We start from the raw sequence: 25,705 nt of genomic DNA on the forward strand, positions 1-25,705 counted from the left end.
GTCCCACTGTGTCCGACACACCGCACGAGGGCAACCACGGGACGCCCCGACGGGGACGCTCAGGCGTCGATGCGCTCCTTGTCGAGGGCGTCGGCGCTGTCGATGATGAAGTCCTTGCGGGGGCCGACGTCGCCGCCCATGAGCAGCTCGAAGACGGTGGCCGCCGACTCGATGTCGCGCAGCGTCACCTTGCGCAGGGTGCGGTGGCGCGGGTCCATGGTGGTCTCGGCCAGCTGGTCGGCGTCCATCTCGCCGAGGCCCTTGTAGCGCTGCAGCGGCTTGGTCTTGCGTCCGCGCTTGGCCAGGCTCGCCATCAGGCGGCGCATCTCGCCCTCGGAGTAGGTGTAGATCACCTCGTTGGCCTTGGACCCGGGGTTCATCACCTCGACCCGGTGCAGTGGCGGCACGGCGGCGTAGACCCGCCCGGCCTCGACCAGGGGCCGCATGTAGCGGAAGAACAGGGTGAGCAGCAGGGTGCGGATGTGGGCGCCGTCGACGTCGGCGTCGGTCATGATGATGACCTTGCCGTAGCGAGCCGACTCGAGGTCGAAGGTCCGCCCGGAGCCGGCCCCGATGACCTGGATGATCGCGGCGCACTCGGCGTTGCCGAGCATGTCGGTGACCGAGGCCTTCTGGACGTTGAGGATCTTGCCGCGGATGGGCAGCAGGGCCTGGTGGTCGCTGCTGCGGGCCAGCTTGGCGGTGCCGAGCGCACTGTCGCCCTCGACGATGAACAGCTCGGTGTGCGCGGGGTCGCTGCTGCGGCAGTCGGCGAGCTTGGCCGGCAGGGTCGAGGACTCGAGCGCGGTCTTGCGGCGCTGGGTCTCCTTGTGCAGCCGCGCGCTGATGCGCGACTTCATCTCGGCCACGACCTTCTCGAGGACCGCGGCCGCCTGCTGCTTGTAGGGGCGCTTGGTGGAGGTGAGCAGGCTCGTGAGCTCGGTCTCGACGACCTTGGCGACGATCTGGCGCACCGCCGCCGTGCCGAGCACCTCCTTGGTCTGGCCCTCGAACTGCGGCTCGGCGAGACGGACCGTGACCACGGCGGTGAGCCCGGCCAGCGCGTCGTCCTTCTCGGGCTTGTCGCTGCCGGCCTTGAGGGTGCGCCCCTTGGCCGCGATCTGGGAGCGCAGCGTCTTGAGCAGCGCCTGCTCGAACCCGGCCAGGTGGGTACCGCCCTTGGGGGTGGCGATGATGTTGGTGAACGAGCGCACGGTGGTGTCGTAGCCGGTGCCCCAGCGCACCGCGATGTCGACCCCGCACTCGCGCTCGACCGCCGTGGAGGTCATGTGGCCCTGCGCGTCCAGGACGGGGACGGTCTCGGTGAAGGTACCGCTGCCCTGGAGCCGCCAGACGTCGGTGACGGCGGCGTCGGTGGCGAGGAACTCGCAGAACTCCGAGATGCCGCCGTCGTGGACGAAGACCTCCTCGGTGGGTTCGGCGCCCCGCTCGTCGCGCACGACGATGGTCAGGCCCGGCACCAGGAACGAGGTCTGCCGGGCCCGCGCCAGCAGCCCCTCGAGGTCGAAGCCGGCGTCGGCCAGGAAGATCTGCCGGTCGGCCCAGTAGCGCACGCGGGTGCCGGTGACCCCGCGCCCGGTCTTGCCCACGACCTCGAGGGCGCTGGTCTTCACGTACGGGGTGAACGGGTGCTCGGGGTCCTTGCGCCCGGCCGCGCCCGCGACGTCGGAGAAGCTCCCCGGCTCGCCGCGGCGGAAGCTCATGGCGTAGGTCTTGCCGCCCCGGTCGACCTCGACGTCGAGGCGGGAGGACAGGGCGTTGACCACCGACGCGCCGACGCCGTGCAGGCCGCCGGAGGCGGTGTAGGAACCGCCGCCGAACTTGCCGCCCGCGTGCAGGCGCGTGTAGACGAGCTCGACGCCGGTGAGCCCGGTGCGCGGCTCGATGTCGACCGGGACGCCGCGACCGTTGTCGCGGACCTCGACCGAGCCGTCGGCGAACAGGACCACGTCGACGCGGTCGCAGTGCCCGCCCAGGGCCTCGTCGACCGCGTTGTCGATGATCTCCCAGAGGCAGTGCATGAGGCCGCGGGAGTCGGTGGAGCCGATGTACATGCCGGGCCGCTTACGGACGGCCTCCAGCCCCTCGAGCACCTGCAGGTGGTGGGCGGTGTACTCGGAGGCGGACTTGCTGGTGGCGGTCTTCTTCGCGGCGGGGCTCGGCACGTTCTGCAGGGTAACCGGCGCCTCCGACGGGCCCGGACAGGCGCACCGCGCACCCCTCGGTCGGGGCGTTCGCCGTCGGCGGAAAGGTCACGATCTCGACACCGGACGGCCCGTTGGTGGCCCCCTGCGACCGGGAAGCAATCGGCGTGCTTGACTGTTGGACAGGGCGCCGATCCGAACGGGTCGGCACACGGAACCACCAGCAGCACCCCCCGAGCGAGCCGAGGAGGCCGACGTGACCGCAGCACTTGCACCCGCCCTTTCCACTGCGGACCGCTGCGACCGCTGCGGCGCCCAGGCATACGTCCGGGCGCGGCTGCACGCAGGCGGCGAGCTGCTCTTCTGTGCCCACCACGGGCGTGAGCACGTCCCCGCCCTGGCCGACAAGGCCGAGATCCTCGACGAGAGCGACCGGCTCACCGAGCCGGCCGGGCCCACCGCCCTCGACCACTGAGGGTGGACGCCCTCGCGGGCGACGTCTGGATCGTCCTGCCGCCGCTGCTCATCGTGGTGGGGCTGGTCGGCATCGTCATCCCCGTCCTGCCAGGCCTGGTCCTGGTGGTGGCGGGGATGTTCGTGTGGGCCCTCACCGAGAACAGCCCGGCGGGCTGGGTCCTGCTGGGCCTGAGCGTCCTGGTGGCAGCCGCCGGCTTCGTCCTGCAGTACCTGGTCCCCGGCCGGCGGATGAAGCAGCAGGGCGTGCGGACCTCGACCCTGCTGCCGGCCCTCGCGCTGGCCGTGGTCGGGTTCTTCGTGATCCCGGTGGTCGGCGCCGTGGTGGGCTTCGTCCTCGGCATCTGGCTGGTCGAGACCGGTCGCGGCTCGTCGCGCCGCGAGGCCTGGGGGCGTACCCAGCACGCGGTGGTGGCGATCCTGCAGGGGTGGGGCATCGAGCTCGCGGCCGCCCTGGTGGTGGCCGGTCTCTACGTGGTGGGGCTGCTCGTCACCTGAGCGACGGGCGGCAGTGGCGCCCCGCGGGGCGGTGGGTCACCACTTGTTCTCGCGACGCTCCCAGCGCTCGTCGAGGCGGTCGATGATGGAGCCGCCCTTCTTGCTCCTGCGGGCCTTGCCCCCCTTGTGGGGGTCGATGGCGCCACCGTCACGGACCACGCCGAAGGCGGCCTTGCGCGGGGGGGTGACGGCGTAGACGGCCGCGGCGACCATGAGGGCGAAGCCGACGGCCCCGACCCACATCGTGGTGTTGACGCCGACCAGGACCAGACCCATGCCCGCGAGCACACCCACGGCACCGAGGACCCACCGGCGCCGCTGGAGCGAGGCCAGCCCGCTGCCCTGCATCTGCGAGGCGAACTTCGGGTCCTCGGCGGCAAGCGCCTGCTCCAGCTGGTCGAGCATCTTCTGCTCGTGGTCTGAGAGGGGCACGGAACCTCCCGTGGTCGGCCCGGGGCGTCCGGCGGACGCCCCCAAGTAGCTCCTGAACCCTCAGGATAAATCGCCAGGTCGCCGTACGGAAGCCGATGTGCGAGGTTCGATCAGACTGGCCGGCCGGACGACCTCCGCACCGAAGCGGGCGCGGGCCCGGTCGACGGCCCGGTCGGCGTCGCGCCAGCCGTGCTCGGGCTCGCCGATGACCCCCTGGACCGGCGCCCGGGTGACGTCGAGCAGACCCGTCATCCGCACGCCGACCAGGCGGATCCGGGCCCGCTGGAGACCCAGGGCGTCGAAAAGCCCGCACGCGGCCTCGTGGATCGCGCGGCCGCTGTCGGTGTGCTCGCGCAGGGTGCGGGCCCGGGTGATGGTCGTGAAGTCGCTGAACCTCACCTTGAGGGTGACGGTGCGGCCGGTGGTGCCGGCGGCACGCATCCGGGCCGCGGTGCGCTCGCTGAGGGCCAGCAGGTGCCGCCGGATGAGGACCGCGTCGTCGAGGTCGCTGTCGAAGGTCCGGTCGCTGCCGACGCTCTTCTCACGCTGCTCGCGCTCGACGGGGCGGTGGTCTCGGCCCCAGGCGAGCTCGTGGAGGTGGTGGCCGGTGGCCTCGCCGAGCCCGCGCACGAGGGTCGTGAGCGGGGTGTGGGCGATGTCGGCCACGGTGCGCAGCCCGAGCCGCAGCAGGGCCTCCTCGGTGCGCTCCCCCACGCCCCACAGCGCCGCCACCGGCAGCTGCTGGACGAACGGGACGACCTCGTCGCGGGGCACGACGACCATGCCGTCGGGCTTGGCGAGGGCCGAGGCGAGCTTGGCGACGAACTTGCTGGGGCCGACCCCGACCGAGCACGAGATGCCCTGCTCGTCGTGCACGGTGTCGCGCAGGTGCTGCCCGATCGCGGCCGGGCCCCCGAGGAGGCGGACCGCCCCGGAGACGTCGAGGAAGGCCTCGTCGAGCGAGAGCGGCTCGACGACAGGGGTGATCGACCGGAAGGTCTCCATGACCCCGGCCGAGATGGTGGCGTACAGGTCGTGGTCGGGTGGGAGCACGGTGGCCTGGGGGCAGAGCCGGCGGGCGCGCGACATCGGCATGGCCGAGGCGACCCCGAAGCGGCGCGCCTCGTAGGTGGCCGACAGCACCACGCCGCGGTTGCCGCCGCCGATGATGACCGGGGTGCCGACGAGCTCGGGGTGCGCCAGCAGCGACGCGGACGCGTAGAAGGCGTCCATGTCGACGTGCAGCACCGTGCACCCGGTGTCGTCGAGCGGGGTGGTGGCGACCCGCTCGGGCAGCGTGAACTGCCGGCGGCTCACCGGGAGGACCCCCGGCGCTCAGCCCCGGGTGGCGAGGACGTGCAGGGCGCTGCCGAGGCGGCCGAGCAGCGGGTGGTCGTCGGCGGCCGCGGCGGCCTCCTCGAGGGCCAGCAGCGCCCCCCGGTCGGCCTCGGAGTCGAGCAGCGCCGAGGGCACGAGGTCGGCGAAGACCCGCACGCCCTGGACGTGGACCGGCGTGAGCCCCTGGGCCGCCAGGAGCGCCAGCACGGCGGGCTCGTCGAAGCGTCGGGGCGTGGGGTCGTCGTCGCCCCAGCGGCCGTCGGGGCGCTCGAGGACGGCCCGCGCGCGGTCGAGCCGGCCCGCGAGGGCGTTGGTGAGCACCGCGTGCAGCCGCTGGGCGACGACCAGCGAGAAGGTGCCACCGGGGGCGAGCAGGGCGGCCACGGCGCGGACGGCGGCCTCGGGGTCGTCGACGACCTCGAGGGTGCCGTGCAGGCAGACCAGGTCGAAGGCCGGCGCGGGGGCGCCGAGCAGGTCGTGGACGGTGTCGGCGTCGCCCTGGAGCGCGCGGACCTCGACCCCGCGCTCGGCGGCCCGGCGGCGCAGCGAGAAGAGCGCGTCGGGGCTGGGGTCGACGACGGTGAGGTCGTGGCCGGCCACGGCCAGGGGGACCGCGGTGCCACCGGTGCCACCCCCGAGGTCGAGGACGCGCAGCGGGCGGCCCAGCGCGGCCTGCTGCTGCGCGGCGTGGGCGTCGAGGACCCGCTGGACGGCCGTGGTCCGGGGGCTCGCCGCGGCGGGCGGCCGGTCGCGGTGCTCGGCCACGGTGGGTCTCCTCGGCGGCGCGGTGGGGCGGGGGCGGTGACCACCCTAGTGTCCCGAGCTGCCGGGGCTGGCGTGCCACAGCTTGCGCGACGGCAGGGCCGGGGTGGAGGCCGCCGCGGGCACGACCTGCCCGGGAGGCGTCCCCGGGACCGGACGCGCCATGCCGCCGGGGTGGTCAAGGACCGGCACCCCGCGGCCGGCCCGTGGGTCGGCGCCGGCGGGCTTGATGTCGGCGTAGGGCGACTGGCGGAACCCGGAGGCGTGCACCAGGACCCGCCGGCCGGTGCGGGCGTCGGCGTCGCGCGCGGCGTGCTCGGCGGCCTCGGCCCGGGCCACCGCGTCGGCCTCGCCCGCGGCGATCGCGGCCCGTACGGCGGTGAGGCCGCCGAGCTGCCAGGCGTCCCACAGGGCGGCGAGCTCCCAGGCGCCGGTGGCGCGGATCGAGACCCCGCGGTCGCCGGTGCGGCGCAGGACGCCGCGCACCAGGAGCATCCAGCTGTGGAAGACCACCCCGGCGTAGGGGCCCTGGACGTCTTCGAAGAAGGTGCAGTCGGAGGGCCCGGTGCCGTCGTCGAGGGTGAGGAAGACGACCCGCCGCCCGGAGCGCACCGGTGGGGTCTGGGTGGCGACCTTGACCCCCGAGACCCACACCTCGCTGCGGCTGCGGGACCCGACCAGGTCGCGGCTGCGGGTGACCCCGAGGGCGGCGAGCAGCGGCTCGTAGAAGGCGATGACGTGGGCCGAGACGTCGAGGCCGAGGACGTCGAGCTCGGCGCGGACCCGCTCGGGCCCGGTCATCTCGGGCAGCCCGGTGCCGGCGACCAGGCGCGGCCGGTCGCCGAGGTCGAGGGTGAGCTGGGTGGGCTGCTCGGCGGCCGGGACGACCTCGCGGGCCGCCTGCGACTGGGCGGCGGCCCGGAGCCGGACGTCGGGGCCGGCCTCCTGCATCTCGCGGGCGGCCGAGGCCGGGATCTCGAGCCGGTGGCCGTCGACGGTGCCGGGGCGTGGCGGCCGCGCCGACCGGGTGGGCCGGCCGGACCTTCCGCGGCCGCCCGCCCCGCGCTCCCACCGCTCGAGCTCGGCGACGTGCAGGAGCAGGTCGCGGCGGGTGACCCGGCCGCGGCGCCCCAGCGACGACGAGCCCATCCCGTGCAGGGCGTCGAAGGCCCCGGCCAGGACCAGCCGCTCGGTGACCGGCCGGCTGACCCGGGCGCGGGTCCAGAAGTCGCCGAGGTCGGCATAGGGCTGACCGGCGACGATACGGGCGACCTCGGCCTCGCTGATGCCCTTGACGTCGGCCAGCGACAGCCGGATGCCGTAGGGCTGGGGGTCACGCCGCCATCCGGGGACGGCGCCCCCCTCGCCGGTCGAGAGGAGGTGACACGCCGACGGATCGGGTGGCACATCGGCGTGTCGCCTCCTCTCGTCGGCCCCGTCGTCGCCCCCGTGCTCGACGGGCTCGACCCGGTAGACCTCGCGCGAGGCGTTGACGTCGAGCCCGAGCACCGGGATGCCGAAGGAGCGGGCGTCGTCGAGGAGGAGGCGCTTGGGGTACATCCCCGGGTCGTGGGTGAGGATGCCGGAGAGGAAGGCCGCCGGGTGGTGGGTCTTGAGCCAGGCCGAGTGGTAGGTGGGCAGCGCGAAGGCCGCCGCGTGCGCCTTGCAGAACCCGAAGCTCGCGAAGCTCTTGAGCACCTCCCAGATGCGGTCGCGGTCGGCGGCGTCGTAGCCGCGGGCCTGCGCGGCCGGCCGCCACCACGCCTCGACCTCCTCCTGGCCGTGCGGCGTGCCCATCGAGCGGCGCACCTCGTCGGCCTGGGCCAGGCTGACCCCGGTGGTCTCGGCCACGATGAGCAGCACCTGCTCGTGGAACACCACCACCCCCTCGGTCTCGGCCAGCGCCGGGACGAGGCTGGGGTGCAGGTGGCGCTTCTCGCGCCAGCCGTGCCGGCTCTCGAGGAACGGGGTGATCATGTCGGACTTGACCGGCCCGGGCCGGAACAACGAGATGTCGACGATCAGGTCGTCGAACGCCCGGGGCCCGAGCTTGCCGACGAGCTCGCGCTGGCCGGGACTCTCGATCTGGAACATCCCCAGGGTGCGGGTGGTGCGGATGAGCTCGAAGGTGTCGGGGTCGTCGAGCGGCACCTGTGCCTCGTCGTCGAGGTCGATGCGCTCGCCGCTCACCCGCTCCACCTCGGCCACGGCGTGCGCCATCGACGACTGCATCCGGATGCCGAGGACGTCGAGCTTGAGGAAGCCCAGGGTCTCGACGTCGTCCTTGTCGAACTGGCTCATCGGGAAGCCGAGCCAGCTCGCCTCGACCGGGGTGCGGTCGAGCATCCCGGCGTTGGAGAGCACCACCCCGCACGGGTGCAGGGCGATGTGGCGGGGCAGGCCGTCGAGGGCCTCGACGAGGTCGAAGAACTGCGCCAGGCGGGGGCTGTCGAGGCCGCGGCTGCGCAGCTCGGGCAGGTCGGCGATGGCGTGCCGGGCGTCGCGGGCCCGGATGTGCGGGAACGCCTTGGCGATCTCGTCGACCTCGACCGGCGGCATCCCGAGCGCGGCCCCGACGTCGCGCACGGCGTGGCGCACCTTGTAGGTGTCCATCATCGACACGCAGGTGACCCGCTCGCCGCCGAAGCGCTCGAGCACGGCCTCGTAGATCTCGGTGCGCCGGGCCGACTCGACGTCGACGTCGATGTCGGGCAGCTCGGCCCGCAGCGGCGAGCAGAAGCGCTCCATGAGGAGGCGGTGACGGATGGGGTCGACCCCGCTGATGCCGAGCAGGTGGTTGACCAGGCTCCCGGCGCCCGAGCCGCGGGCGGCCACCCGCACGCCGCGCGCCCGGATGAGGTCGGTGACCTCGGCGACGGTGAGGAAGTAGGTGGGGTAGCCGAGCGAGCGGACGACGGCGAGCTCGGCGTCGAGCCGGTCGAGGACGACCTCGCGCTCGACGTCGGTGGCCCCCGGGTAGCGCCGCTCGACCGCGGCCCGGCAGCGCTGCGCGAGGACGTCCATCGGGTCGGTGCCGGAGGGGATGTTCAGGATCTCGGGCTCGGGCAGGTGGACGGCGCCGATGCCGAGGTCGTCGCGGGGATGCTGCACGCACTCGCACGCCAGCAGGGCCGTCATCGTGAGGAGCCGGTCGGCGCGCGCAGTGTCGCCCGAGGTGACCTCGAGGGCGCGGGCCCGCATCGAGCCGGTGTCGGCCAGGTGCCCGGCGTCGGTGACGCGGTCGAGGTGGCGGGAGTCGAGGACGACGAGGCGGCGGGCGGCGTCGAGGACGTCGACGGCGCGGACCTGGCCGGGCTCGGCGTGCCGGACGGCGGCACTGAGGACGGCCGGCACCCCGGCGGCGTCGGCCAGGCCGAGCAGGCGCGCGGCGTGCGAGCGGCATCCCGGCGTGCCCTCGGGACCGCCGTGCAGGACGACCTCGACGGCCAGCCCGTCGCGCGGGAGCAGGGTGCGCCAGCGGGCCAGCAGGGTGCGAGCCTGCTCGCGCTGCCCAGCCAGCACCGCCCGGCCGACGTCGGAGTCGGGGCCGAGGAGGACGACGAGCCGGGCCGGCCCGCCCTCCCCCGACCCGACCTCTCCCGGCCCGCCCTCCCCCGACCCGAACTCCCCCGACCCGCCCTCTCCTGGCCCGCCCTCCCCGGCGGGGTGGGACCAGCGCGCGAGGAGGTCGGGGGTGGTGACCGGGATGCCCCGCTCACCGCGCAGGTGGGTGGCGGTGACGAGCCGGCACAGCGCCGCCCAGCCGCGCCCGGCCTCCGTTCCCCCGCCGCGCCCGCGGGCGAGGACGGTGACGCGGGGCCGGCGGGGGTCGACGACCGCCCCGCCGCGCACCGGCGTGCGGACCCGCCGCGGCGCGCGGCCCGGCACGAGGTCGGCGACGGCGAGGTCGACACCCAGGACCGGGTCGAGGCCGGCCGCCCCGCACGCCTGCGCGAACCGGACCGCACCGTAGAGCCCGTCGCGGTCGGTGAGCGCGAGCGCGCCCTGGCCGAGCTCGGCGGCGCGGGCGACGAGGTCCTCGGGGGTCGAGGCGCCGTAGCGCATCGAGAACCCCGAGGCGACGTGCAGGTGGGCGAACCCGTCGGGGGTGGTGGACCCGGGCGTGGCGGTCATCGGCGGCCTCAGGCGGAGCGGACGGGGACGAGCCGGCGGCCCGCGACGTGGGCGACGGGGACCCCGAGCCGGGAGGCCACGAGGTCGACGAAGGTCTCGGCGTCGCGCAGCAGGTCGTCGGCCTCGCGGGCCCCCACCCGCACCAGCCCGGTCTCGACGCCGACCCGGTGGCCGGTGACCAGGGCGAAGCGCTGGGCCCACTCGGTGAGCTCGGGGGCGGTGTGGGCGGTGAGGCCCCACACGTCCTGCGGGCCCTGCTCGCGGGGGGTGCCGGCCGGGCGGGCGGCCAGGAGCGCGGCGGCGGCCCGCAGCGCGGCCAGCGAGGCGCAGAGGTAGCGGGCGGAGGCGGCCGGGGCGGAGTACCCGGAGGTGACGGCCTCGCGGGCCCGCTCGAGGAGGTCGAGCGTGGTCGTGGCGTGCGGCATCGGTGGTGCCTCTCCCTCAGTCGTGGGCCCGCAGCAGGAGCCAGTGGTCGTCGTCGCGGCCGAGGTCGAAGACCCCGGTGGTGCCGGAGGGCGGGCAGGCCTCGACCCGCCAGACCCGGCGTTCGGTGGCGGGCGGGCCGCCCCCGGCGTCGCCGACCTCGCGCCACCAGGCGCGCCGCTCCTGCCAGGAGTCGAGGACGGCGCAGACGGTGTACCGCCGGCCCCGCCACACGAAGGAGTGCGGGCCGCCGAGAGCGGTGCCGCCCCCTGGCGGGCCGGGCGCACCGGCCCCGGTGACGACCTCGAGCGGGTCGTCGTGGCGACGGACCATGGCGGGCCTCCTGCGGGCAGGACGGAGCGACCCGGGGACCGTGAGGGGCCCGCGTGACGACGTCCGGACGGAATTGTCGAACACCTGTTCGATGTCGACCACTGTACCCCGCACCCCCGACGTCGGGTCAACCCGTGACGGAGGGCCGTCCCGTACCCCGACCTCGGGCCCCGGGCCGCCCCGGCCACTACGCTCCCGTCATGTCGCCCGAACCCGCCGGCCCCGCCCCCGCAGCGGTCCCTCCACCTCGCGACCTCACCACCCACCCGGCCGTCGCCGCCGTGCTCGAGGCCCTCGCGGTCCAGCACGTGCGGCCCGAGCTGCGCCAGCTGCCCGGCGCCGTGCGCACCGCGAAGGCGGCCGCCGAGGCCCTGGGCATCACCCCGGCCGAGATCGCCAACAGCCTCGTCTTCGCCGCCACCAGGGCCGACGGCGGCGTCGAGCCGCTCCTGGTGCTGGCCTCCGGCGGCCACCGGGTCGACACCGCCAAGGTCGCGGGCCTGGCCGAGTACGTGGCCGTCGACCAGGCCGACCCCGACTTCGTCCGCCTCCACACCGGGATGGCGATCGGTGGCGTGGCGCCCGTGGGGCACCCCCGGCGGCTGCGCACGATCGTCGACGTCACCCTCGGCCGCTACGCCCGGGTCTGGGCCGCGGCCGGCCACAGCCACACCGTCTTCGCGACCACCTACGACGAGCTCATCCGGGTCACCGCGGGCCAGCCGATGGACGTCGCCTGACAGTCTCCTGAGAGGCGGCTGCGGGCCCGACGCATCCGGCCGGCCCCTCCGCGGCGAACGAGGTCGAGGGCACCAACGGTGGCGCCCCGGCCCTTGCAGAAGGACACCCCCATGAAGCTCACCCCCTTCCTCGTCGTCGGCAGCGCGCTGGCGCTCAGCGTCGCCACGGCCACGACGGCCCAGGCCACGCACGACTCCAACCCCTCGGCCAAGGTCGCCAGCTACCACTACGGGCTGAACCCGGTGCAGCTGGCCAGCGTGCCGAACAGCCAGGCGCACGGCAGCACGCGCATCACCGCGCTGCCCAACGGCAAGGTCCAGGTCACGGTCACCGTCGACGGGCTCGCCCCGGGCCTGCCCCACGCCATGCACCTGCACGGCATCGACGGCACGCCCATGGACAAGGGGTGCCCCGACGGCAGCGCCGACGCCGACCACAACGGCATCACCAACGTGGTCGAGGGCGCCCCGTTCTACGGCGGCATCCTGACCTCGCTGACCACCGTGGGCGACACCTCGCCCGCGAGCGCCCTCGACCTGTCCCGGTTCCCGGTGGCCGACGCGACCGGCCACCTCGAGTACACCCGGACCTTCTCCAACGCCGCGGCCCTGGCCAACGCGGGCACGGTCCAGGTGGTCGTCCACGGCATCGACCTCAACGGCAACGGCGTGTACGACTTCGAGTCCGGCCCCTCCGAGCTCGGCGCGCAGTTCCCGCTCGAGGCCACCCTCCCGACGGTCTGCGGGGGCATCGCCGACTGAGGCGGAGCACCACCGGCACCACGATCACGACGCCGCGGGCGATCGGAGGGGAGCACCCTCCGACCGCCCGCGGTGGCGTCCGGGCTCAGAGCCCGAGGGCCTCGTGGACCTCGAGGGTGGCCGTGGAGCGGTTCATGGTGATGAAGTGCAGCCCCGGCGCGCCCTCGGCCAGCATCCGCCGCCCGATCTCGGTGGCGATCTCGACACCCACCGCCCGCACCGCCACCTTGTCGTCCTTGACGGCCTCGAGCCGCTCGACGACCTGCGGCGGCAGCGGGGTGCCCATCAGCTCCGACATCCGCTGGATCTGCGGGAAGCTCGTCACCGGCATCAGGCCCGGGGTGACCGGCAGGTCGCGGCGGGCCGCCACCCGGTCGCGCAGGCGCAGGTAGCTGTCGGCGTCGAAGACCATCTGGGTGATGGCGAAGGTGGCACCGGCGTCGGCCTTGCGCACCAGCACCTCGACGTCGTGGTCGAGGTCGGGGCTGTCGGGGTGGACGTCCGGGAAGGCCGCGACGCCGATGGTGAAGTCGCCCAGCCCCCGGACCAGCCGCACGAGGTCCTCGGCGTGGTCGAGGCCCTCGGGGTGGGCCGTCCACTCGCCGCGCACGTTGCCGGGCGGGTCACCGCGCAGGGCCAGGATGTTGCGCACCCCGGAGGCGGCGTAGTGCCCGACCACCTGGCGCAGCTGGCGCACCGAGGCCCCGACGCACGTGAGGTGCGCGAGGGGGGTCAGCGAGGTCTCGTCGGCGATCCGCCCGGTGACCCGCACGGTGCGGTCCTGGGTGGTGCCGCCGGCGCCGTACGTGACCGAGACGAAGGCCGGCCGCACCCGCTCGAGCCGCCGCAGGGCGTCCCAGAGCTGGGCCTCGCTGGCGTCGTCCTTGGGGGGGAAGAACTCGAAGCTGATGGACGGACGCTCGTCGCGCAGCCGCGCCGGGATGGACGCCACGAGGTGCTCGGGGCGCCCTCCTCCGCCGTACTGGGCCATGGCGCCGAGGGTACGCGAGCCCCGACGCCGTAGGCTCTGGGGCGCCACCATCCGAACCACCGCCACCACCCTCCGTGCGCCCGAGGAGCCCCCGTGACCAGCGTGCTCGACACCGCCGACCTGCGGCGGCGGGTGCAGGCCGTGCTCGACGACGAGCTGGCCGCGCAGGCCACCGTCCTGGCCGAGCTCGGGCCCGACGTCGACGACCTCCTGGCGGCCGTCGGCGAGCTGCTGCGCGGCGGGAAGCGGCTGCGCGCGGCCTTCCTCTACTGGGGCGCGCGGGCCGCGGGCCTGCCCGACTCCCCGGCCCTCGTGCGCCTCGCGAGCGCCATGGAGCTGTTCCAGGCCGCCGCCCTGATCCACGACGACGTGATGGACGACTCCGACACCCGGCGCGGGATGCCGGCCGCGCACCGGGCGCTGGCCGCGCGGCACGCCGAGCGCGGCTGGTCCGGCGACGGCGAGCGCTTCGGCCTGGCGGGCGCGGTGCTGGCGGGCAACCTGTGCCTCACCTGGACCGACGAGGCCTACGCGACCTGCGGGCTGCCCACCGACGCGCTGGCCCGTGGGCGCGGGGTCTTCGACCGGATGCGTACCCAGCTGATGGCCGGCCAGTTCCTCGACGTGGTCGAGTCGATGCGGCCGTGGGAGGGCGTGGGCGACACCGAGCGGGTCGAGCGCGCGGGGCGGGTCATCCGCTACAAGAGCGCCAAGTACAGCGTCGAGCACCCGCTGCTCATCGGGGCCACCGTCGGCGGTCTCGATGCCGCCGGGCTCGACGCCCTGTCGCGCTACGGGCTCGACCTGGGGCGGGCCTTCCAGCTGCGCGACGACCTGCTGGGCGTCTTCGGCGACCCCGGTGAGACCGGCAAGCCCGCCGGCGACGACCTGCGCGAGGGCAAGCGCACCGTGCTGCTGGCGCACGCCCTGGCCGGCTCCGACGCCGCGGGCCGGGCCCGCGTCGAGTCGCTGCTGGGGCGGGCCGACCTCGACGGCCGGCAGGTCGACGAGCTGCGCGGGCGCATCACCGACTCCGGGGCCGTCGGCGTGCTCGAGGACGAGATCGCCCGGCTGGCCGCGTCGGCCCGGGCCGCCCTGGCCGACGCCCCGCACCTGGAGGCCGAGGCCGCCGGGGTCCTGGCCGACCTCGTGACGACGGCGACGGCGCGCAGCGCCTGACCCCGTCCGACCCGAGGCCCGAGGGGCCCGTCCGCGGCGAGCGGGCCTCCTAGAAGGCCTCTTCCATCGCCCGGCGTCGGACCTCGGTCTTGAAACCGGCCCGGATGGCGTCGAGCGGGGTGCCGCCGGACGGCAGCGTGTCGTCGGGGGTGTGCAGCCAGCGCACGATCTCGTCGTCACGCATCCCGCCGTCGGCCAGCACCGTGAAGGTGCCCTTGAGCGCCTCGAGCGGGCCGTCGGCGTCCAGGAAGCCCTCAGGGACGGCGACCACGCGCCGTTCGCCCACCCGGACCGCCAGGAGCTCGCGGTCCTCGATGAGCCGCCGCACGTCGGCGAGCCGGATGCCGAGGCGCTCGGCGAGGTCGGGGACGGTGACCCACGACGGGACGAGGGTCTCGAGGTCGGGGCCGGGCTCGGGCAGGGAGTCGCTCACCCGCCCAGGTTCCCACAGCCGGGGCCGACGGCGCGGATCCGCGCAGTCCCGGGCGTAACACGCGCCACTCCGGTACCTTGGGCCCCCGAAGTACCCACGCGTCACGCCAGCCAACCCCGAGGCCGAAGGTCCGAGAGTCACATGGTCGCCCCTGCCACACCGCCCCCCGCCGTCATCCCGCTCGACCACGTCAGCGCCGTCGTCGCCGGCTCGTCCGGCGCCCCCTACGGCTGGACCGGCTACCGGGTGCGCCCCGGCGACACCCTGGAGGTGATCGCCGCCCGGTTCCGCACCTCGGTCGGGACGCTGGCCGCCCGGAACCACCTGCGCTCGGCGCACCTGATCATGGCCGGGTCGCGCCTCAGCGTCCCGCGCACGGCACCCGTGCACCAGGCCACCCCGGCTCGCACGACCACCCGGGTCGCCGCGACCGTGCACGTCGTGCGCAGCGGCGAGACCGTCAGCGGCATCGCGGCGCGCTACCGGGTCGGCATCCCGAGCATCCTCAAGGCCAACCACCTCGGCGCGCGCAGCCTCATCCACCCGGGCGACCGGCTCGTGGTCCGCGCCGCCCACACCGTCGCGCGGAAGGCCGCGGCCCGCACCGCCAAGGCGGCCGCCGGCCCGGCGACCCGCTCCTACACGGTGCGCTCCGGCGACACCCTGGGCGGCATCGCGTCCCGGTACGGCACGACCGTGGCCGCGGTGGCGAGGGCCAGCCGGATCTCGAGCCGGGCCGTCCTCCAGGTGGGCCAGCGCCTCCGGGTGCCGCGGGCGGTCTCCTCGACGCACGCCGTGGGCGACACCTTCGCGGGGGTGCGCTACCCGGACGCCGTGGTCGCCGCGGCCCGCCGCAACCACGCGCAGCTGGCCCGCCGCGCGGTGCCGAGCCGGACCCAGGTCAAGGCGATGGTGGTGCGCACCGCGCGCCGTCACGGGGTCGACCCCCGGCTGGCCCTGGCCGTGGCCTTCCAGGAGTCCGGCTGGAACCAGCGGGCGGTCTCCCCCGCCAACGCCGTGGGCGTCATGCAGGTCATCCCGTCCGGCGGCCAGTGGGCGTCCTCGCTCGTGGGCCGGCGCCTGGACCTGCTCGACGCCCAGGACAACATCACCGCCGGCGTCGTGATGCTGCGCGCGCTGACCCGGGCGACCTCGAGCACGCCGACCGCCGTCGCGGGCTACTACCAGGGTCTGGCGTCGGTGCAGCAGCGAGGGATGTACAGCGACACGAAGCACTACGTCGCCAACATCATGCGGTTGCGCGCGAGCATGTGATCACCGGACGAGGATCGGGGCGGGACGCGTGACTACGTACACTCGTGCGGTGTCATCGACCGGCGACGCCCTCATCGGCCAGACCCTCGACGGGCGCTACCGCGTCCTGTCGCGGATCGCCGAGGGCGGGATGGCCACGGTCTACCTCGCGGTCGACGAGCGCCTCGAGCGCGAGGTCGCCCTCAAGGTGATGCGCCCCCACCTCGTCCACGACGAGTCCTTCGTCAGCCGGTTCCGCCGCGAGGCCCGCTCGGCGGCCGCCCTGTCGCACCCGAACGTCGTCGCGGTCTTCGACCAGGGCCAGGACGGCGGCTCGGTGTTCCTGGCCATGGAGTACGTGCCCGGGCAGACCCTGCGCGAGGTCCTCACCGACGAGGGGCCGCTGTCGCCGCGGGCCGCGTTCGACGTGCTCGACCCCGTGCTCCAGGCCCTCGGTGCGGCGCACGCCAAGGGGCTCATCCACCGCGACGTCAAGCCCGAGAACGTCATCCTCAGCGAGACCGGTGCGGTGAAGGTGGCCGACTTCGGCCTCGCCCGCGCCGTGTCGAGCCAGACCATGACCAGCTCCACCGGGGTGCTCCTGGGCACCGTCGCGTACCTGTCACCCGAGCAGGTCGAGCGCGGCATCGCCGACGCCCGCAGCGACGTCTACGCCGCCGGGCTGGTGCTGCTCGAGATGCTCACCGGCACCAAGGCCTTCACCGGGGACACCCCCATCCACGTCGCCTACCAGCACGTGCACGGCGGCGTCCCGGTGCCGTCGAGCCGGGTCGCCTCGCTGCCGCCCGAGATCGACGACCTCGTGGCGGTCGCCACCGCCCGCGACCCCGACGAGCGTCCCGTCGACGCCTCCGAGCTGCTGGCGATGGTGCGGCGCACCCGCGCCGGCCTCTCGGCCGAGGTCCTCGACGGTCGGCCCGAGGGAGCCGCGGCGGTCGAGGCCGCCGCGGTGCCCACCGCCACCGCGGCGCTGCCCGTCGGCCCGCGCCCCGGCCGCGCCGCAGTGCTGCCGCGCGACGGCGAGACCGCGGCCCTGCACGTGCCCGCGGCGCCGTTGGAGGGCGTGGTCGTGGGCGGCGGGGGCCGGCGCCGGCGCAACTGGTGGCCGGCCGCCCTGGCCTCGGTGCTGCTGGCCGCCGCCACCGCGTGGTTCTTCCTGCTCGGGCCGGGCGCCACCGCCACCGTGCCCTCGGTGCTGAACCGCCCGGAGGCGCAGGCCGTGACCGCCGTGCAGCAGGCGTCGCTCGACCCCTCGGTCGTCGGCGCCTTCTCGGAGGACGTCGCGGCCGGCACCGTCATCTCCGTCGACCCCCGGGTCGGCGCGACGGTCTCGCGCGGCACCGAGGTCGTCCTCACCGTCTCGAAGGGCCCCGAGCGCTACAGCGTCCCGAAGGTCCAGGGGATGACCGTGGCCGAGGCGACCCGACAGCTGGAGGAGAACAGCCTCGCCCTGGGCAAGGTCACCCGGGTCTACAGCGAGACGGTCCCCAACGGGCAGGTCGTGAGCAACGAGCCGGCCGCGGGCGCCAGCGTCAAGCGGGGCACCCCCGTGGCCGTCTCGGTGAGCCGGGGGCGCCGGCCGATCACGGTGAAGGACTACACCGGCACGAAGGCGGAGGCCGCCACCCAGGCGCTCACCCAGCTCGGCCTGAAGGTCGACGCCGGCACGCAGGAGAACAGCGACACCGTGCCCAAGGGGTCGGTCATCAGCCAGTCCCCGCGCGACGGCATCCTCTACCAGGGCGACACGGTCACCCTGGTGGTCTCCAAGGGCCCGGTGATGGTCGACGTGCCCAACGTGGTGGGCAAGCAGACGGGCGAGGCCAGGACGATCCTGGAAGGCCTCGGCTTCGCCGTGAAGGTCGAGAAGGCGCTGGGCGGCTTCTTCGGCACCGTGCGCTTCCAGGACCCCGCCGACGGCCAAGCGCCCAAGGGGAGCACCGTCACCATCACCATCGTCTGACCGGCGGTCGACCCCGGTGACCCCACCCCTGCGGCACGCCCGTGCGGCGACCCTGCTCCTGCTCCTCGTCACCGCGGTCTGGGGCTCGACGTTCTTCCTCATCCGCGACCTGGTGGTCACGCTGCCGCCGGCCGACTTCCTGGCGGTGCGCTTCGCCATCGCGGCGGTCGTGCTGTTCGCACTGTTCCGCCGCCAGACCCTGGCCCTGTCGCGCCGCGACCTGCGCATCGGGGTGGTGCTCGGGGTGCTCTACGGGCTGGCCCAGCTGCTGCAGACCACCGGGCTGCAGCACACCGACGCCTCGGTCTCGGGCTTCGTCACCGGCACCTACGTGGTGCTGACGCCGCTGCTCGGGGCGCTGCTGCTGCGCGACCGCATCGACCGGGTCACCTGGGCCGCCGTGGCCCTGACCACGCTGGGGCTGGCCGTGCTGTCGCTGCGCGGGCTGTCGGTGGGCATCGGCGAGGGCGTGACGCTGGCCTCGGCGGTGCTGTACGCCGGCCACATCATCGCCCTGGGCCGGTGGTCGACCCCCGGGGCCGCCGTGGGCCTGTCGACGGTGCAGGCCGCGGTCATCGCGGTGGTCACCGGCGTGGCGGCCGTCCGCGACGGGGTCTCGCTCCCGGCCGACGGCGGCCAGTGGGCCTCGCTGCTGTACATGGCGCTCGTCGCCGGGGCGCTGGCGCTCTGGGCGCAGACCTGGGCCCAGGCACACCTGACAGCGACCCGCGCGGCCATCGTGATGGCGATGGAGCCGGTGTTCGCGGCCTTCTTCGCGGTGCTGCTGGGTGGGGAGTCACTGACCGGCCGGATGCTGCTGGGCGGCGGGCTGGTCGTGGCGTCGATGTACCTGGTCGAGCTGCGCGGCATGCTGGGGCGGCGCCGGCGACGCGACGCGAGCGCGGCCGACGACCCGCCGGTCGAGGCCCTGCACCACGACGTCTGACCCCGCGGGCGCCCTCAGGCAGCGGCGGTGAGGACCTCGCGCGCCGCGGCGATGGCGGCCTCGGTGCCGGCGTCGTCGACGTCGAGGTGCCAGACCAGGCGCACCGCGGCCGGGCCGACCGCGTAGGTCCGCACCCCGCGGGCCAGGGTGCCCTCGACGAACGCCGCGGCGGTCAGCCCGGCCGCGCCGACGTCGAGCACGACGATGTTGGTCTCGACGGTGGCGGGGTCGATGGTGCCGGGCGCGACCTCGGCACAGGCGGCGGCGAAGCGCGCGGCGCGGGCGTGGTCGTCGGCCAGGCGCTCGACGTGGTGGTCGAGGGCGTGCAGCCCCGCCGCGGCCAGGATGCCGACCTGGCGCATCCCACCGCCGTAGCGCTTGCGCCAGATGCGCGCCTCGGCCATCGCGTCGGCCGACCCGACGAGCACCGAGCCCACCGGCGCGCCCAGGCCCTTGGACAGGCACACCGACACGGTGTCGAACGCGGTGCCGTAGTCGGCCAGCGCCACCCCGGAGGCGACGTGGGCGTTCCAGAGCCGGGCGCCGTCGAGGTGCATCGCGACGCCGCGCGGCTGCGTGGCGGCGCGCACCTCGCGGATGGTCTCGATCGGCTGCACGGTACCGCCGCCGAAGTTGTGGGTGTTCTCGACCACCACGAGCGCGGTCTCGACCTGGTAGGGCCCGACCCCGGTGGTGACCAGCGACATCGGGCCCGCCGCCTCGAGGCGGCCCCGCACACTCGGCCAGGTGCGGCTGGTGATCCCCGAGAACGCGGCCGCGGCCCCGAGCTCGGCGCGCACGACGTGCGCCTGCTGGTCCGCCACCATCTCGCGGCCCGGCGCCACGTGCAGGCGCAGTCCCAGCTGGTTGGCCATCGAGCCGGTGGGCGCGAACAGCCCCGCCTCGTGCCCGAGCAGCCCCGCGACCCGCTCCTCGAGCGCGCGCACGGTGGGGTCCTCGCCGAACACGTCGTCACCGACCTCGGCCCGCGCCATCGCCTCGCGCATGGCCGGGGTAGGACGGGTCAGGGTGTCGGACAACAGGTCCGCGATGATCTCGGGCATGTCCGTCCTCAGTCCTGGGCCAGCATCTCGGCCACCAGGAAGGCGAGCTCGAGGCTCTGCTGGTGGTTCAGGCGGGGGTCGCACACCGACTCGTAGCGCATCCCGAGGTCAGCGTCGAGGATCTTCTCGGAGCCCCCGATGCACTCGGTGACGTCGTTGCCGGTGAGCTCGACGTGGATGCCGCCGGGGTGGGTGCCAAGGCCGCGGTGCACCTCGAAGAAGCCGCGCACCTCCTCGACGACGTCCTCGAAGTCGCGGGTCTTGAAGCCCGACGCCGACGAGAAGGTGTTGCCGTGCATCGGGTCGCACACCCAGCTGACGAGCGCGCCGGAGGCCGTGACCTTCTCGACGATGGCCGGCAGGGCGTCGCGTACGGTGCCCGCGCCCATCCGGGTGATGAAGGTCAGCCGGCCGGGCTCGCGGTCGGGGTCGACGAGGTCGATGATCCGCAGCAGGTCGTCGACGTCGGCGCTGGCCGAGACCTTCACGCCCACGGGGTTCCTGACCCGCGAGACGAAGTCGAGGTGCGCCCCGCCGAGGTCGCGGGTGCGCTCGCCGACCCAGATGAAGTGCCCCGAGGTGTCGTACAGCTCGCCGGTGCGCGAGTCGACGCGCGTGAGCGGGCGCTCGTAGTCGAGCAGCAGCGCCTCGTGCGCCGCGAAGAACTCGGTGGTCTTCATGGCCTCGAAGTCGGCGCCGCAGGCGGACATGAAGCGCATCGCCTTGTCGATGTCCTTGGCCAGGCGCTCGTAGCGGGCGAAGGCGGTGTTGCCGACGAAGCCGCGGTTCCAGTCGTGCACGCGGCGCAGGTCGGCGAAACCGCCCATGGTGAAGGCCCGCACGAGGTTCAGCGTTGCGCTGCTCGCGTGGTAGGCCCGCACCAGCCGGTCGGGGTCGGGGGTGCGCGCGTCGGCCTCGAACTCGTAGTCGTTGACCATGTCACCGCGGTAGGCGGGCAGGGTGACGCCCTCGCGGGTCTCGTCGTGGCTCGAGCGGGGCTTGGCGTACTGCCCCGCCATCCGGCCGACCTTGACCACCGGCATCGACGCGCCGTAGGTGAGGACCGCCGCCATCTGCAGGATGGTCTTGACCCGGTCGCGGATGTTGTCGGCCGTCGCCGAGGCGAAGGTCTCGGCGCAGTCGCCGCCCTGGAGCACGAAGGCCTCGCCGCGCGAGACCGCCGCCATGCGCTCCTTGAGGACGTCGCACTCGCCCGCGAAGACCAGCGGCGGATAGGTCGCGAGCGTCGAGGTGGCCACGTCGAGGGCGGCCCGGTCGGGCCACACCGGCTGCTGGGCGGCCGGGAGGTGGGCACCGGCGGCGAGCCGCTGGAGGGGGTCGGCGGGAGTGGTCGTGCTCACGGTGGTCAATGGTAGGTCGGCGCCCGCCATCCGAGACACCGGGCCCGTATCGCGATACCCGGGGCCGATGGCGAGCCCCTGCCGGCGTCCCGGTGCCGGCGTCAGGCGCCGGCCGGGTCGTCGTCCTCGAGGCCGTGGGCCAGGGCGAAGCGCACGAGCTCGACGCGGTTGTGCAGGTGCAGCTTGCCGAGGGTGTTCTGCACGTGGTTCTGGACGGTGCGGTGAGACAGCACGAGCTGGGCGGCGATCTCCTTGCTGCCCATCCCCGTGGCGACCAGCCGCAGGATCTCGGTCTCGCGGGCGGTCAGCTGCGGGATGGGGCGCGAGCGGGCCGGGCCGCCGGATGCGGGCTCTGGGGCGGCTCCCATCCGGCGGAACTCCCCCAGCACCAGCCCCGCCAGCCCGGGCGTGAACACCGCCTCGCCGCGCGCCGTGGCCAGCACGGCGTCGAGGATCTCGGCCGGCGACGCCGACTTCACGAGGTAGCCGGTGGCACCGGCCTTGATGGCGGCCAGGACGTCGTGCTGCTCGCCGCTGGCCGAGAGGATGAGGACCCGGGTCGGCACGTCGCCGAGGGCCCGGCACACCTCGTCGCCGCGCATCCCCGGCAGGTTGAGGTCGAGGACGAGCACGTCGGGGCGGGCCGCCCGGGTGCGCCGCACGGCCGCCGGGCCGTCGACGGCCGTGCCGACGATGTCGACCCCGCGCGCGGCGAGGTCACGCTCGAGGGCCGCGAGCCACAGCGGGTGGTCGTCGGCCACCAGGACCCGCGGGGCGGGGGGCGCCGCGGCGCCGGGCGGCTGGCTCATCGGGTCTCCTGCCGGGGTGGTGAGGGGGTCAGGGGGGCGCCGGCTGCCGGCGCGGGACGACGAGGCGCACCGTGCATCCTGCCCCGGGACGGGTGGTCCAGGTGGCTGTTCCGCCGAGGTCCTCGACCCGCCCGCGGATGGAGCCGCTGACGCCCATCCGGCCCCGGGCGGCGGCGCCGAACAGCTCGCCGGCCTCGGCGCCACGGCCGTCGTCGCGCACGGTGAGCTCGACCCCCGCGGCGTCGCCCTCGAGCAGCACCCAGGCGCGGGCGCCGTCGCCGGCGTGGCGCTCGACGTTGTCGAGCACCGCGGTCAGCGCGGCGTCGAGCTCGTGGGCCACTCGGGGGTCGACCAGCAGCGGGTCGGCCGGCACCGCGGCGCTGACCCCGGGCCGCTCGTGGGCGGTGACGAGCACGCGCAGGTCGACCTCGGCGCCCTCGACCCCGTGCAGGTCGAGCGGCGCGTCGCCCGGGGCGCCGGCGCCGGAGACGAACCGGCGCAGGGCGCGCTCCTGGTCGGCGGCCAGCAGCCCGAGCTCGCCGGCCTCGCCGCCGAGGTCGCTGCCGCGCCGGTGGATGTAGGCCAGCGACTGGAGCACGCCGTCGTGCACGACCCGGGCGATGCGCTCGCGCTCGCGCAGCCGCTCACGCTCGAGGAGCACCTGCTCCTCGCGCTGCAGCCCCGAGCGGGCGAGGTCGACGGCCAGCCCGACGAGACCGCCGAGCAGCACGAGGATGACGATGTTGTGCACCGTGAGCTGGCTGGGCCGGCCGCCGATCTCGACCAGGTCAGCCGCGCCCACGACGACCGCCGCGACCAGGCCGCCCCGGGCCCCGGCCACCACGGCGGCGCCGGCCACCGACCCGGCCGCCCACACCGTGGGGATGGTGAACTGCCCCGCCGTGACCGCGGCCATCCCGTCGGCCAGCGGCGTGGCCAGGACCGCCAGCACGGCGATGACGACCTCGACGGCCACCAGGGCTCGGGGGCGGCGGCGCACGACGAGGAGCCCCAGCGACCAGGCGAGCATCACGCCCAGGGCGAGGCCGGCGACCCAGGGGCGGACCATGGTGTCGGCGCGCTGCCACGCGAGCAGCCCGGCGTAGAGCGCGGCGAGGGGCCGGAAGACGTCGAGGCCGCGGTGGAAGGCCTCGACGACGACCGGCTCACGGCGCCCGGTGCGCGGCGAGCGCGGCCCCAGGACCCCCATCCGCGGGTCAGCTCGCGCGGCGCTGCGGGCCGTCGTCCGAGTGGGCCCCGTCGTGGTGGGGGTCGCCCGGACGGTGCTCGGCGCCGCGGGCGTCGGCGTCGAGCCCGCGCACGTCGAGGGACTCCTCGAGCTCGCTGACGGCGCGGCCCGGCGTGGCGGCCTCGGCGGCCTCCTTGGCCTTGTTCTTCTTCTCGCGGGCGATGCGGTCCTTCATCGCGGTGGCGTACATGTCGACGTACTCCTGGCCGGAGAGCTCCATCAGCGCGTACATGATCTCGTCGGTGATCGAGCGCAGGACGAAGCGGTCGCCCTCCATGCCCTCGTACCGCGAGAAGTCCAGCGGCTGGCCGATGCGGACACCGACCCGCACCAGCTTCGGGATCTTCGTGCCGGTGGGCTGGGCCTTGTCGGTGTTGATCATGGCGACCGGGATGACCGGCACGCGGGCCTCGAGCGCCATCCGCGCGACGCCGGTGCGGCCCTTGAACAGGCGCCCGTCGGGGCTGCGGGTGCCCTCGGGGTAGAGACCCAGCAGCTCGCCGCGGCGCAGGACCTTCAGGCCCGAGCTGAGGGCGGCCTCGCTGGCCCGGCCGCCGGAGCGGTCGATGGGCAGCTGGCCGACCCCCTTGAAGAACGCGGCGGTGAGGCGGCCCTTGAGCCCGAGCCCGGTGAAGTAGTCGGACTTGGCCAGGAAGGTCACCCGGCGGGGCACCAGGAGGGGCAGGAAGATCGAGTCGGAGAACGAGAGGTGGTTGCTCGCGAAGATCGCGGCGCCCGTCTCGGGGATGTGCTCCTCGCCCTCGACCCAGGGTCGGAAGAGCAGGCGCAGGACCGGCCCGAGGACGACCGTCTTCAGCACCCAGTAGAACACCCGGACCACCCTTCTGCGCGTGTGCTCGGCAGCCTAGTGCACACCCGCTCGCGGGGCCGGGGCTCCGCCGGTCGCGGCCCACCCCGAACGTGTGTGAAGAAGGTCGGGGATGCACGGGGTCTTCACACACGTTCGCGCGGGGGCGGTCCCGTGCGAAGATCATCACGCCGCACGACCTGCAGGAGGACCCGTGAGCGACCGCCCCGGTGAGATGGACGAGCGCGACGTCGACGAGCGCTTCGCGTCCATCGTCGCCGGCTGGGACCTGCGCGCCGACGGCACCGCAGCCGAGGACGACACCGCGCCCGGCGCCTCCGCCGAGCCGCCCGCTCCGGATGCCGCGGGCGCCACCCCCTCCGCCCCCTCCTCCGCGTCCTCCGCCGAGCCCACCGGTGCCCCCGCGCCGTCCGGGGGCCCGACCACCACCGGACGCCCGCCGTGGGTCAACCCCTCACCGCTCGACGGCCTCGTCCCGGCCTCCTCGTGGCGCGTGGTGGAGCCGCCCCCGCCGGCGTCGGACGCGGCCACCGCGTCGTCCACGCCGGTCGACGACGACGAGCACTTCGAGCCCCCGCAGGTCGAGCTCCCGCCGCAGGAGGACCTGCACTTCTGGGGCGCCGTCCTGGGGCTCGTGGCCGGGCCGCTGTGCCTGGTCTACGTCGCCCTGGCCCGGCCCTTCCACAGCACGCGCTGGTTCCTCGCCGGCCTCGCCCTCTCGCTGGGCGGGTTCGCCCTGCTGGTCCTGCGCCAGCCGCGCCAGCGTGACGAGGACGACGACGGCGTCCGTCTCTGACGGCCGCCCCCCACCGCCACGTCCCCGCACGGGTCGAGCCGTCGCTCCCACGGCGTCAGCGGGCCGGCGCCTCGAGGTCGACCCACACGGCCCGATGGTCGCTCGCCCGTGCCCAGACGGCATCCGGCACGGCCACCTCGCGGTGCGGCCGCACCCGCAGCCCGGGTGAGGCGAACACGACGTCGAGCCGGCGCCGCGGGGCGCGCGCCGGGAAGGTCGGCTCCGGTGGCGACACCAGGCGCAGGCGACCGGGGACGTCGATGAGCCGCCAGGCCGCCCCGGTGTCGTCCTCGTTGAGGTCGCCCGCCAGCACCAGCGGCTCCCGGTCGGCGAGGGCCGCCAGGATGCGCTCGGTGTGGGCCACCCGCTCCCCCGCCTTCAGGCCGAGGTGCACCGACACCACCGACACCGGGGCGCCGCCCGGCGGCAGGACCCGCACCTCGGCGAAGCCCCGCGTGCGGTCGGGCCAGCGCACCGGTAGCCGGTGGTGCCCGCCGCCCAGCACCCGCACCCGCGGGGAGGTGAGGACCGTCGTGCCGCCGCTCCCCCGGTGCCGGCCGGTCCAGTCCATCCCGCAGGCGGCGGCGAACCGGCGTACCCGGGCGCCGGCCAGCAGCCGGCGGGGTACCTCCTGGAGGCAGAGCACGTCGGGGTCGACGGCGCGCACCACCCGCGCCGCCAGGCGGTGGTCGTCGAGGAAGTCACGGGTGTTGTAGGACGCGACCCGCAGCACCCCCGCGCCGGTCACG

At 75.1% G+C, this 25,705-nt stretch carries 24 protein-coding genes; 9 read left to right on the forward strand and 15 right to left on the reverse strand.

The window, feature by feature from the left end; genetic code table 11:
- Positions 1-59: 59 nt before the first annotated feature.
- Entirely contained in the window at positions 60-2,186 is a 2,127-nt protein-coding gene (locus ATL31_RS01840; RefSeq protein ID WP_101394269.1) for a DNA gyrase/topoisomerase IV subunit B, read from the reverse strand.
- A 235-nt stretch (positions 2,187-2,421) separates the two neighbouring features.
- Between ATL31_RS01840 and ATL31_RS01845 the strand changes: the two genes are divergently transcribed.
- Entirely contained in the window at positions 2,422-2,640 is a 219-nt protein-coding gene (locus ATL31_RS01845; RefSeq protein WP_101394270.1) for a DUF7455 domain-containing protein, read from the forward strand.
- 2 nt (positions 2,641-2,642) lie between these two features.
- Complete coding sequence (locus ATL31_RS17025; RefSeq protein WP_101394271.1) at positions 2,643-3,137, forward strand: DUF456 domain-containing protein; 495 nt, start codon at positions 2,643-2,645, stop codon at positions 3,135-3,137.
- A gap of 36 nt (positions 3,138-3,173) precedes the next feature.
- Here the strand turns inward: ATL31_RS17025 and ATL31_RS01855 are convergent, their stop codons facing one another.
- From ATL31_RS01855 to ATL31_RS01880, 6 genes are read right to left on the reverse strand one after another with little or no spacing between them, the layout of a single operon-like run.
- The gene (locus ATL31_RS01855) at positions 3,174-3,569 is read right to left on the reverse strand and encodes a DUF3040 domain-containing protein (protein WP_101394272.1); all 396 of its coding nucleotides are present in this window, start codon (positions 3,567-3,569) and stop codon (positions 3,174-3,176) included.
- Between the two features lie 60 nt (positions 3,570-3,629).
- Positions 3,630-4,886 (reverse strand): DNA polymerase IV, encoded by a 1,257-nt coding sequence (gene dinB / locus ATL31_RS01860; RefSeq protein WP_101394273.1) that lies wholly within the window; start codon positions 4,884-4,886, stop codon positions 3,630-3,632.
- Positions 4,887-4,904: 18 nt separating this feature from the next.
- A complete protein-coding gene (locus ATL31_RS01865; RefSeq protein WP_101394274.1) occupies positions 4,905-5,672 on the reverse strand; it encodes a class I SAM-dependent methyltransferase in 768 nt (255 codons plus the stop codon).
- 45 nt (positions 5,673-5,717) lie between these two features.
- Complete coding sequence (locus ATL31_RS01870; RefSeq protein ID WP_101394275.1) at positions 5,718-9,803, reverse strand: DNA polymerase III subunit alpha; 4,086 nt, start codon at positions 9,801-9,803, stop codon at positions 5,718-5,720.
- An 8-nt stretch (positions 9,804-9,811) separates the two neighbouring features.
- Positions 9,812-10,228: an SAV_6107 family HEPN domain-containing protein gene (locus ATL31_RS01875; RefSeq protein WP_101394276.1), complete on the reverse strand. Its 417-nt coding sequence runs from the start codon at positions 10,226-10,228 to the stop codon at positions 9,812-9,814.
- A gap of 16 nt (positions 10,229-10,244) precedes the next feature.
- Positions 10,245-10,559 (reverse strand): DUF6504 family protein, encoded by a 315-nt coding sequence (locus ATL31_RS01880; protein ID WP_101394277.1) that lies wholly within the window; start codon positions 10,557-10,559, stop codon positions 10,245-10,247.
- Between the two features lie 200 nt (positions 10,560-10,759).
- On the opposite strand from ATL31_RS01880, the gene ATL31_RS01885 reads away from it, so the two are divergent.
- Both ATL31_RS01885 and ATL31_RS01890 read left to right on the forward strand, forming a co-directional pair.
- Complete coding sequence (locus ATL31_RS01885) at positions 10,760-11,299, forward strand: YbaK/EbsC family protein (protein WP_101394278.1); 540 nt, start codon at positions 10,760-10,762, stop codon at positions 11,297-11,299.
- A 111-nt stretch (positions 11,300-11,410) separates the two neighbouring features.
- Entirely contained in the window at positions 11,411-12,061 is a 651-nt protein-coding gene (locus ATL31_RS01890; protein ID WP_101394279.1) for a superoxide dismutase family protein, read from the forward strand.
- Between the two features lie 85 nt (positions 12,062-12,146).
- Here the strand turns inward: ATL31_RS01890 and metF are convergent, their stop codons facing one another.
- On the reverse strand, positions 12,147-13,052 hold the full coding sequence (gene metF / locus ATL31_RS01895; protein WP_101394280.1) for a methylenetetrahydrofolate reductase [NAD(P)H]: 906 nt from the start codon (positions 13,050-13,052) through the stop codon (positions 12,147-12,149).
- 93 nt (positions 13,053-13,145) lie between these two features.
- On the opposite strand from metF, the gene ATL31_RS01900 reads away from it, so the two are divergent.
- On the forward strand, positions 13,146-14,231 hold the full coding sequence (locus ATL31_RS01900) for a polyprenyl synthetase family protein (RefSeq protein ID WP_101394281.1): 1,086 nt from the start codon (positions 13,146-13,148) through the stop codon (positions 14,229-14,231).
- Positions 14,232-14,280: 49 nt separating this feature from the next.
- Here ATL31_RS01900 and ATL31_RS01905 read toward each other — a convergent pair whose 3' ends face one another.
- Complete coding sequence (locus ATL31_RS01905; RefSeq protein WP_245861831.1) at positions 14,281-14,664, reverse strand: Rv2175c family DNA-binding protein; 384 nt, start codon at positions 14,662-14,664, stop codon at positions 14,281-14,283.
- A 141-nt stretch (positions 14,665-14,805) separates the two neighbouring features.
- On the opposite strand from ATL31_RS01905, the gene ATL31_RS01910 reads away from it, so the two are divergent.
- The 3 genes from ATL31_RS01910 to ATL31_RS01920 are packed head-to-tail and all read left to right on the forward strand — an operon-like array spanning position 14,806 to position 18,848.
- A complete protein-coding gene (locus tag ATL31_RS01910) occupies positions 14,806-15,939 on the forward strand; it encodes a LysM peptidoglycan-binding domain-containing protein (RefSeq protein ID WP_101394282.1) in 1,134 nt (377 codons plus the stop codon).
- Between the two features lie 49 nt (positions 15,940-15,988).
- Positions 15,989-17,902 (forward strand): Stk1 family PASTA domain-containing Ser/Thr kinase, encoded by a 1,914-nt coding sequence (gene pknB / locus ATL31_RS01915; RefSeq protein ID WP_245861832.1) that lies wholly within the window; start codon positions 15,989-15,991, stop codon positions 17,900-17,902.
- A 16-nt stretch (positions 17,903-17,918) separates the two neighbouring features.
- Positions 17,919-18,848 (forward strand): DMT family transporter, encoded by a 930-nt coding sequence (locus tag ATL31_RS01920; RefSeq protein WP_101394284.1) that lies wholly within the window; start codon positions 17,919-17,921, stop codon positions 18,846-18,848.
- Between the two features lie 14 nt (positions 18,849-18,862).
- On the opposite strand, the gene ATL31_RS01925 is transcribed toward ATL31_RS01920, so the two are convergent.
- The 5 genes from ATL31_RS01925 to ATL31_RS01945 form a co-directional block, all read right to left on the reverse strand.
- Complete coding sequence (locus ATL31_RS01925; protein WP_211283947.1) at positions 18,863-19,912, reverse strand: threonine aldolase family protein; 1,050 nt, start codon at positions 19,910-19,912, stop codon at positions 18,863-18,865.
- Between the two features lie 8 nt (positions 19,913-19,920).
- Positions 19,921-21,303, reverse strand: coding sequence for a class II 3-deoxy-7-phosphoheptulonate synthase (locus tag ATL31_RS01930; protein WP_101394285.1), 1,383 nt, complete (start codon positions 21,301-21,303; stop codon positions 19,921-19,923).
- Between the two features lie 71 nt (positions 21,304-21,374).
- Entirely contained in the window at positions 21,375-22,082 is a 708-nt protein-coding gene (locus ATL31_RS01935) for a response regulator (RefSeq protein ID WP_101394286.1), read from the reverse strand.
- 28 nt (positions 22,083-22,110) lie between these two features.
- Positions 22,111-23,292, reverse strand: coding sequence for a MacS family sensor histidine kinase (gene macS / locus ATL31_RS16375; RefSeq protein ID WP_101394287.1), 1,182 nt, complete (start codon positions 23,290-23,292; stop codon positions 22,111-22,113).
- A 7-nt stretch (positions 23,293-23,299) separates the two neighbouring features.
- Positions 23,300-24,163, reverse strand: coding sequence for a lysophospholipid acyltransferase family protein (locus ATL31_RS01945; protein ID WP_101394288.1), 864 nt, complete (start codon positions 24,161-24,163; stop codon positions 23,300-23,302).
- 190 nt (positions 24,164-24,353) lie between these two features.
- Between ATL31_RS01945 and ATL31_RS16275 the strand changes: the two genes are divergently transcribed.
- Entirely contained in the window at positions 24,354-24,956 is a 603-nt protein-coding gene (locus ATL31_RS16275; RefSeq protein ID WP_143598272.1) for a hypothetical protein, read from the forward strand.
- Positions 24,957-25,011: 55 nt separating this feature from the next.
- Here ATL31_RS16275 and ATL31_RS01955 read toward each other — a convergent pair whose 3' ends face one another.
- Positions 25,012-25,704 (reverse strand): endonuclease/exonuclease/phosphatase family protein, encoded by a 693-nt coding sequence (locus ATL31_RS01955; RefSeq protein ID WP_245861834.1) that lies wholly within the window; start codon positions 25,702-25,704, stop codon positions 25,012-25,014.
- Position 25,705 lies beyond the last annotated feature (1 nt).

The sequence above is a fragment of the Phycicoccus duodecadis genome (assembly GCF_002846495.1).
Taxonomy (GTDB): Bacteria; Actinomycetota; Actinomycetes; order Actinomycetales; family Dermatophilaceae; genus Phycicoccus; species Phycicoccus duodecadis.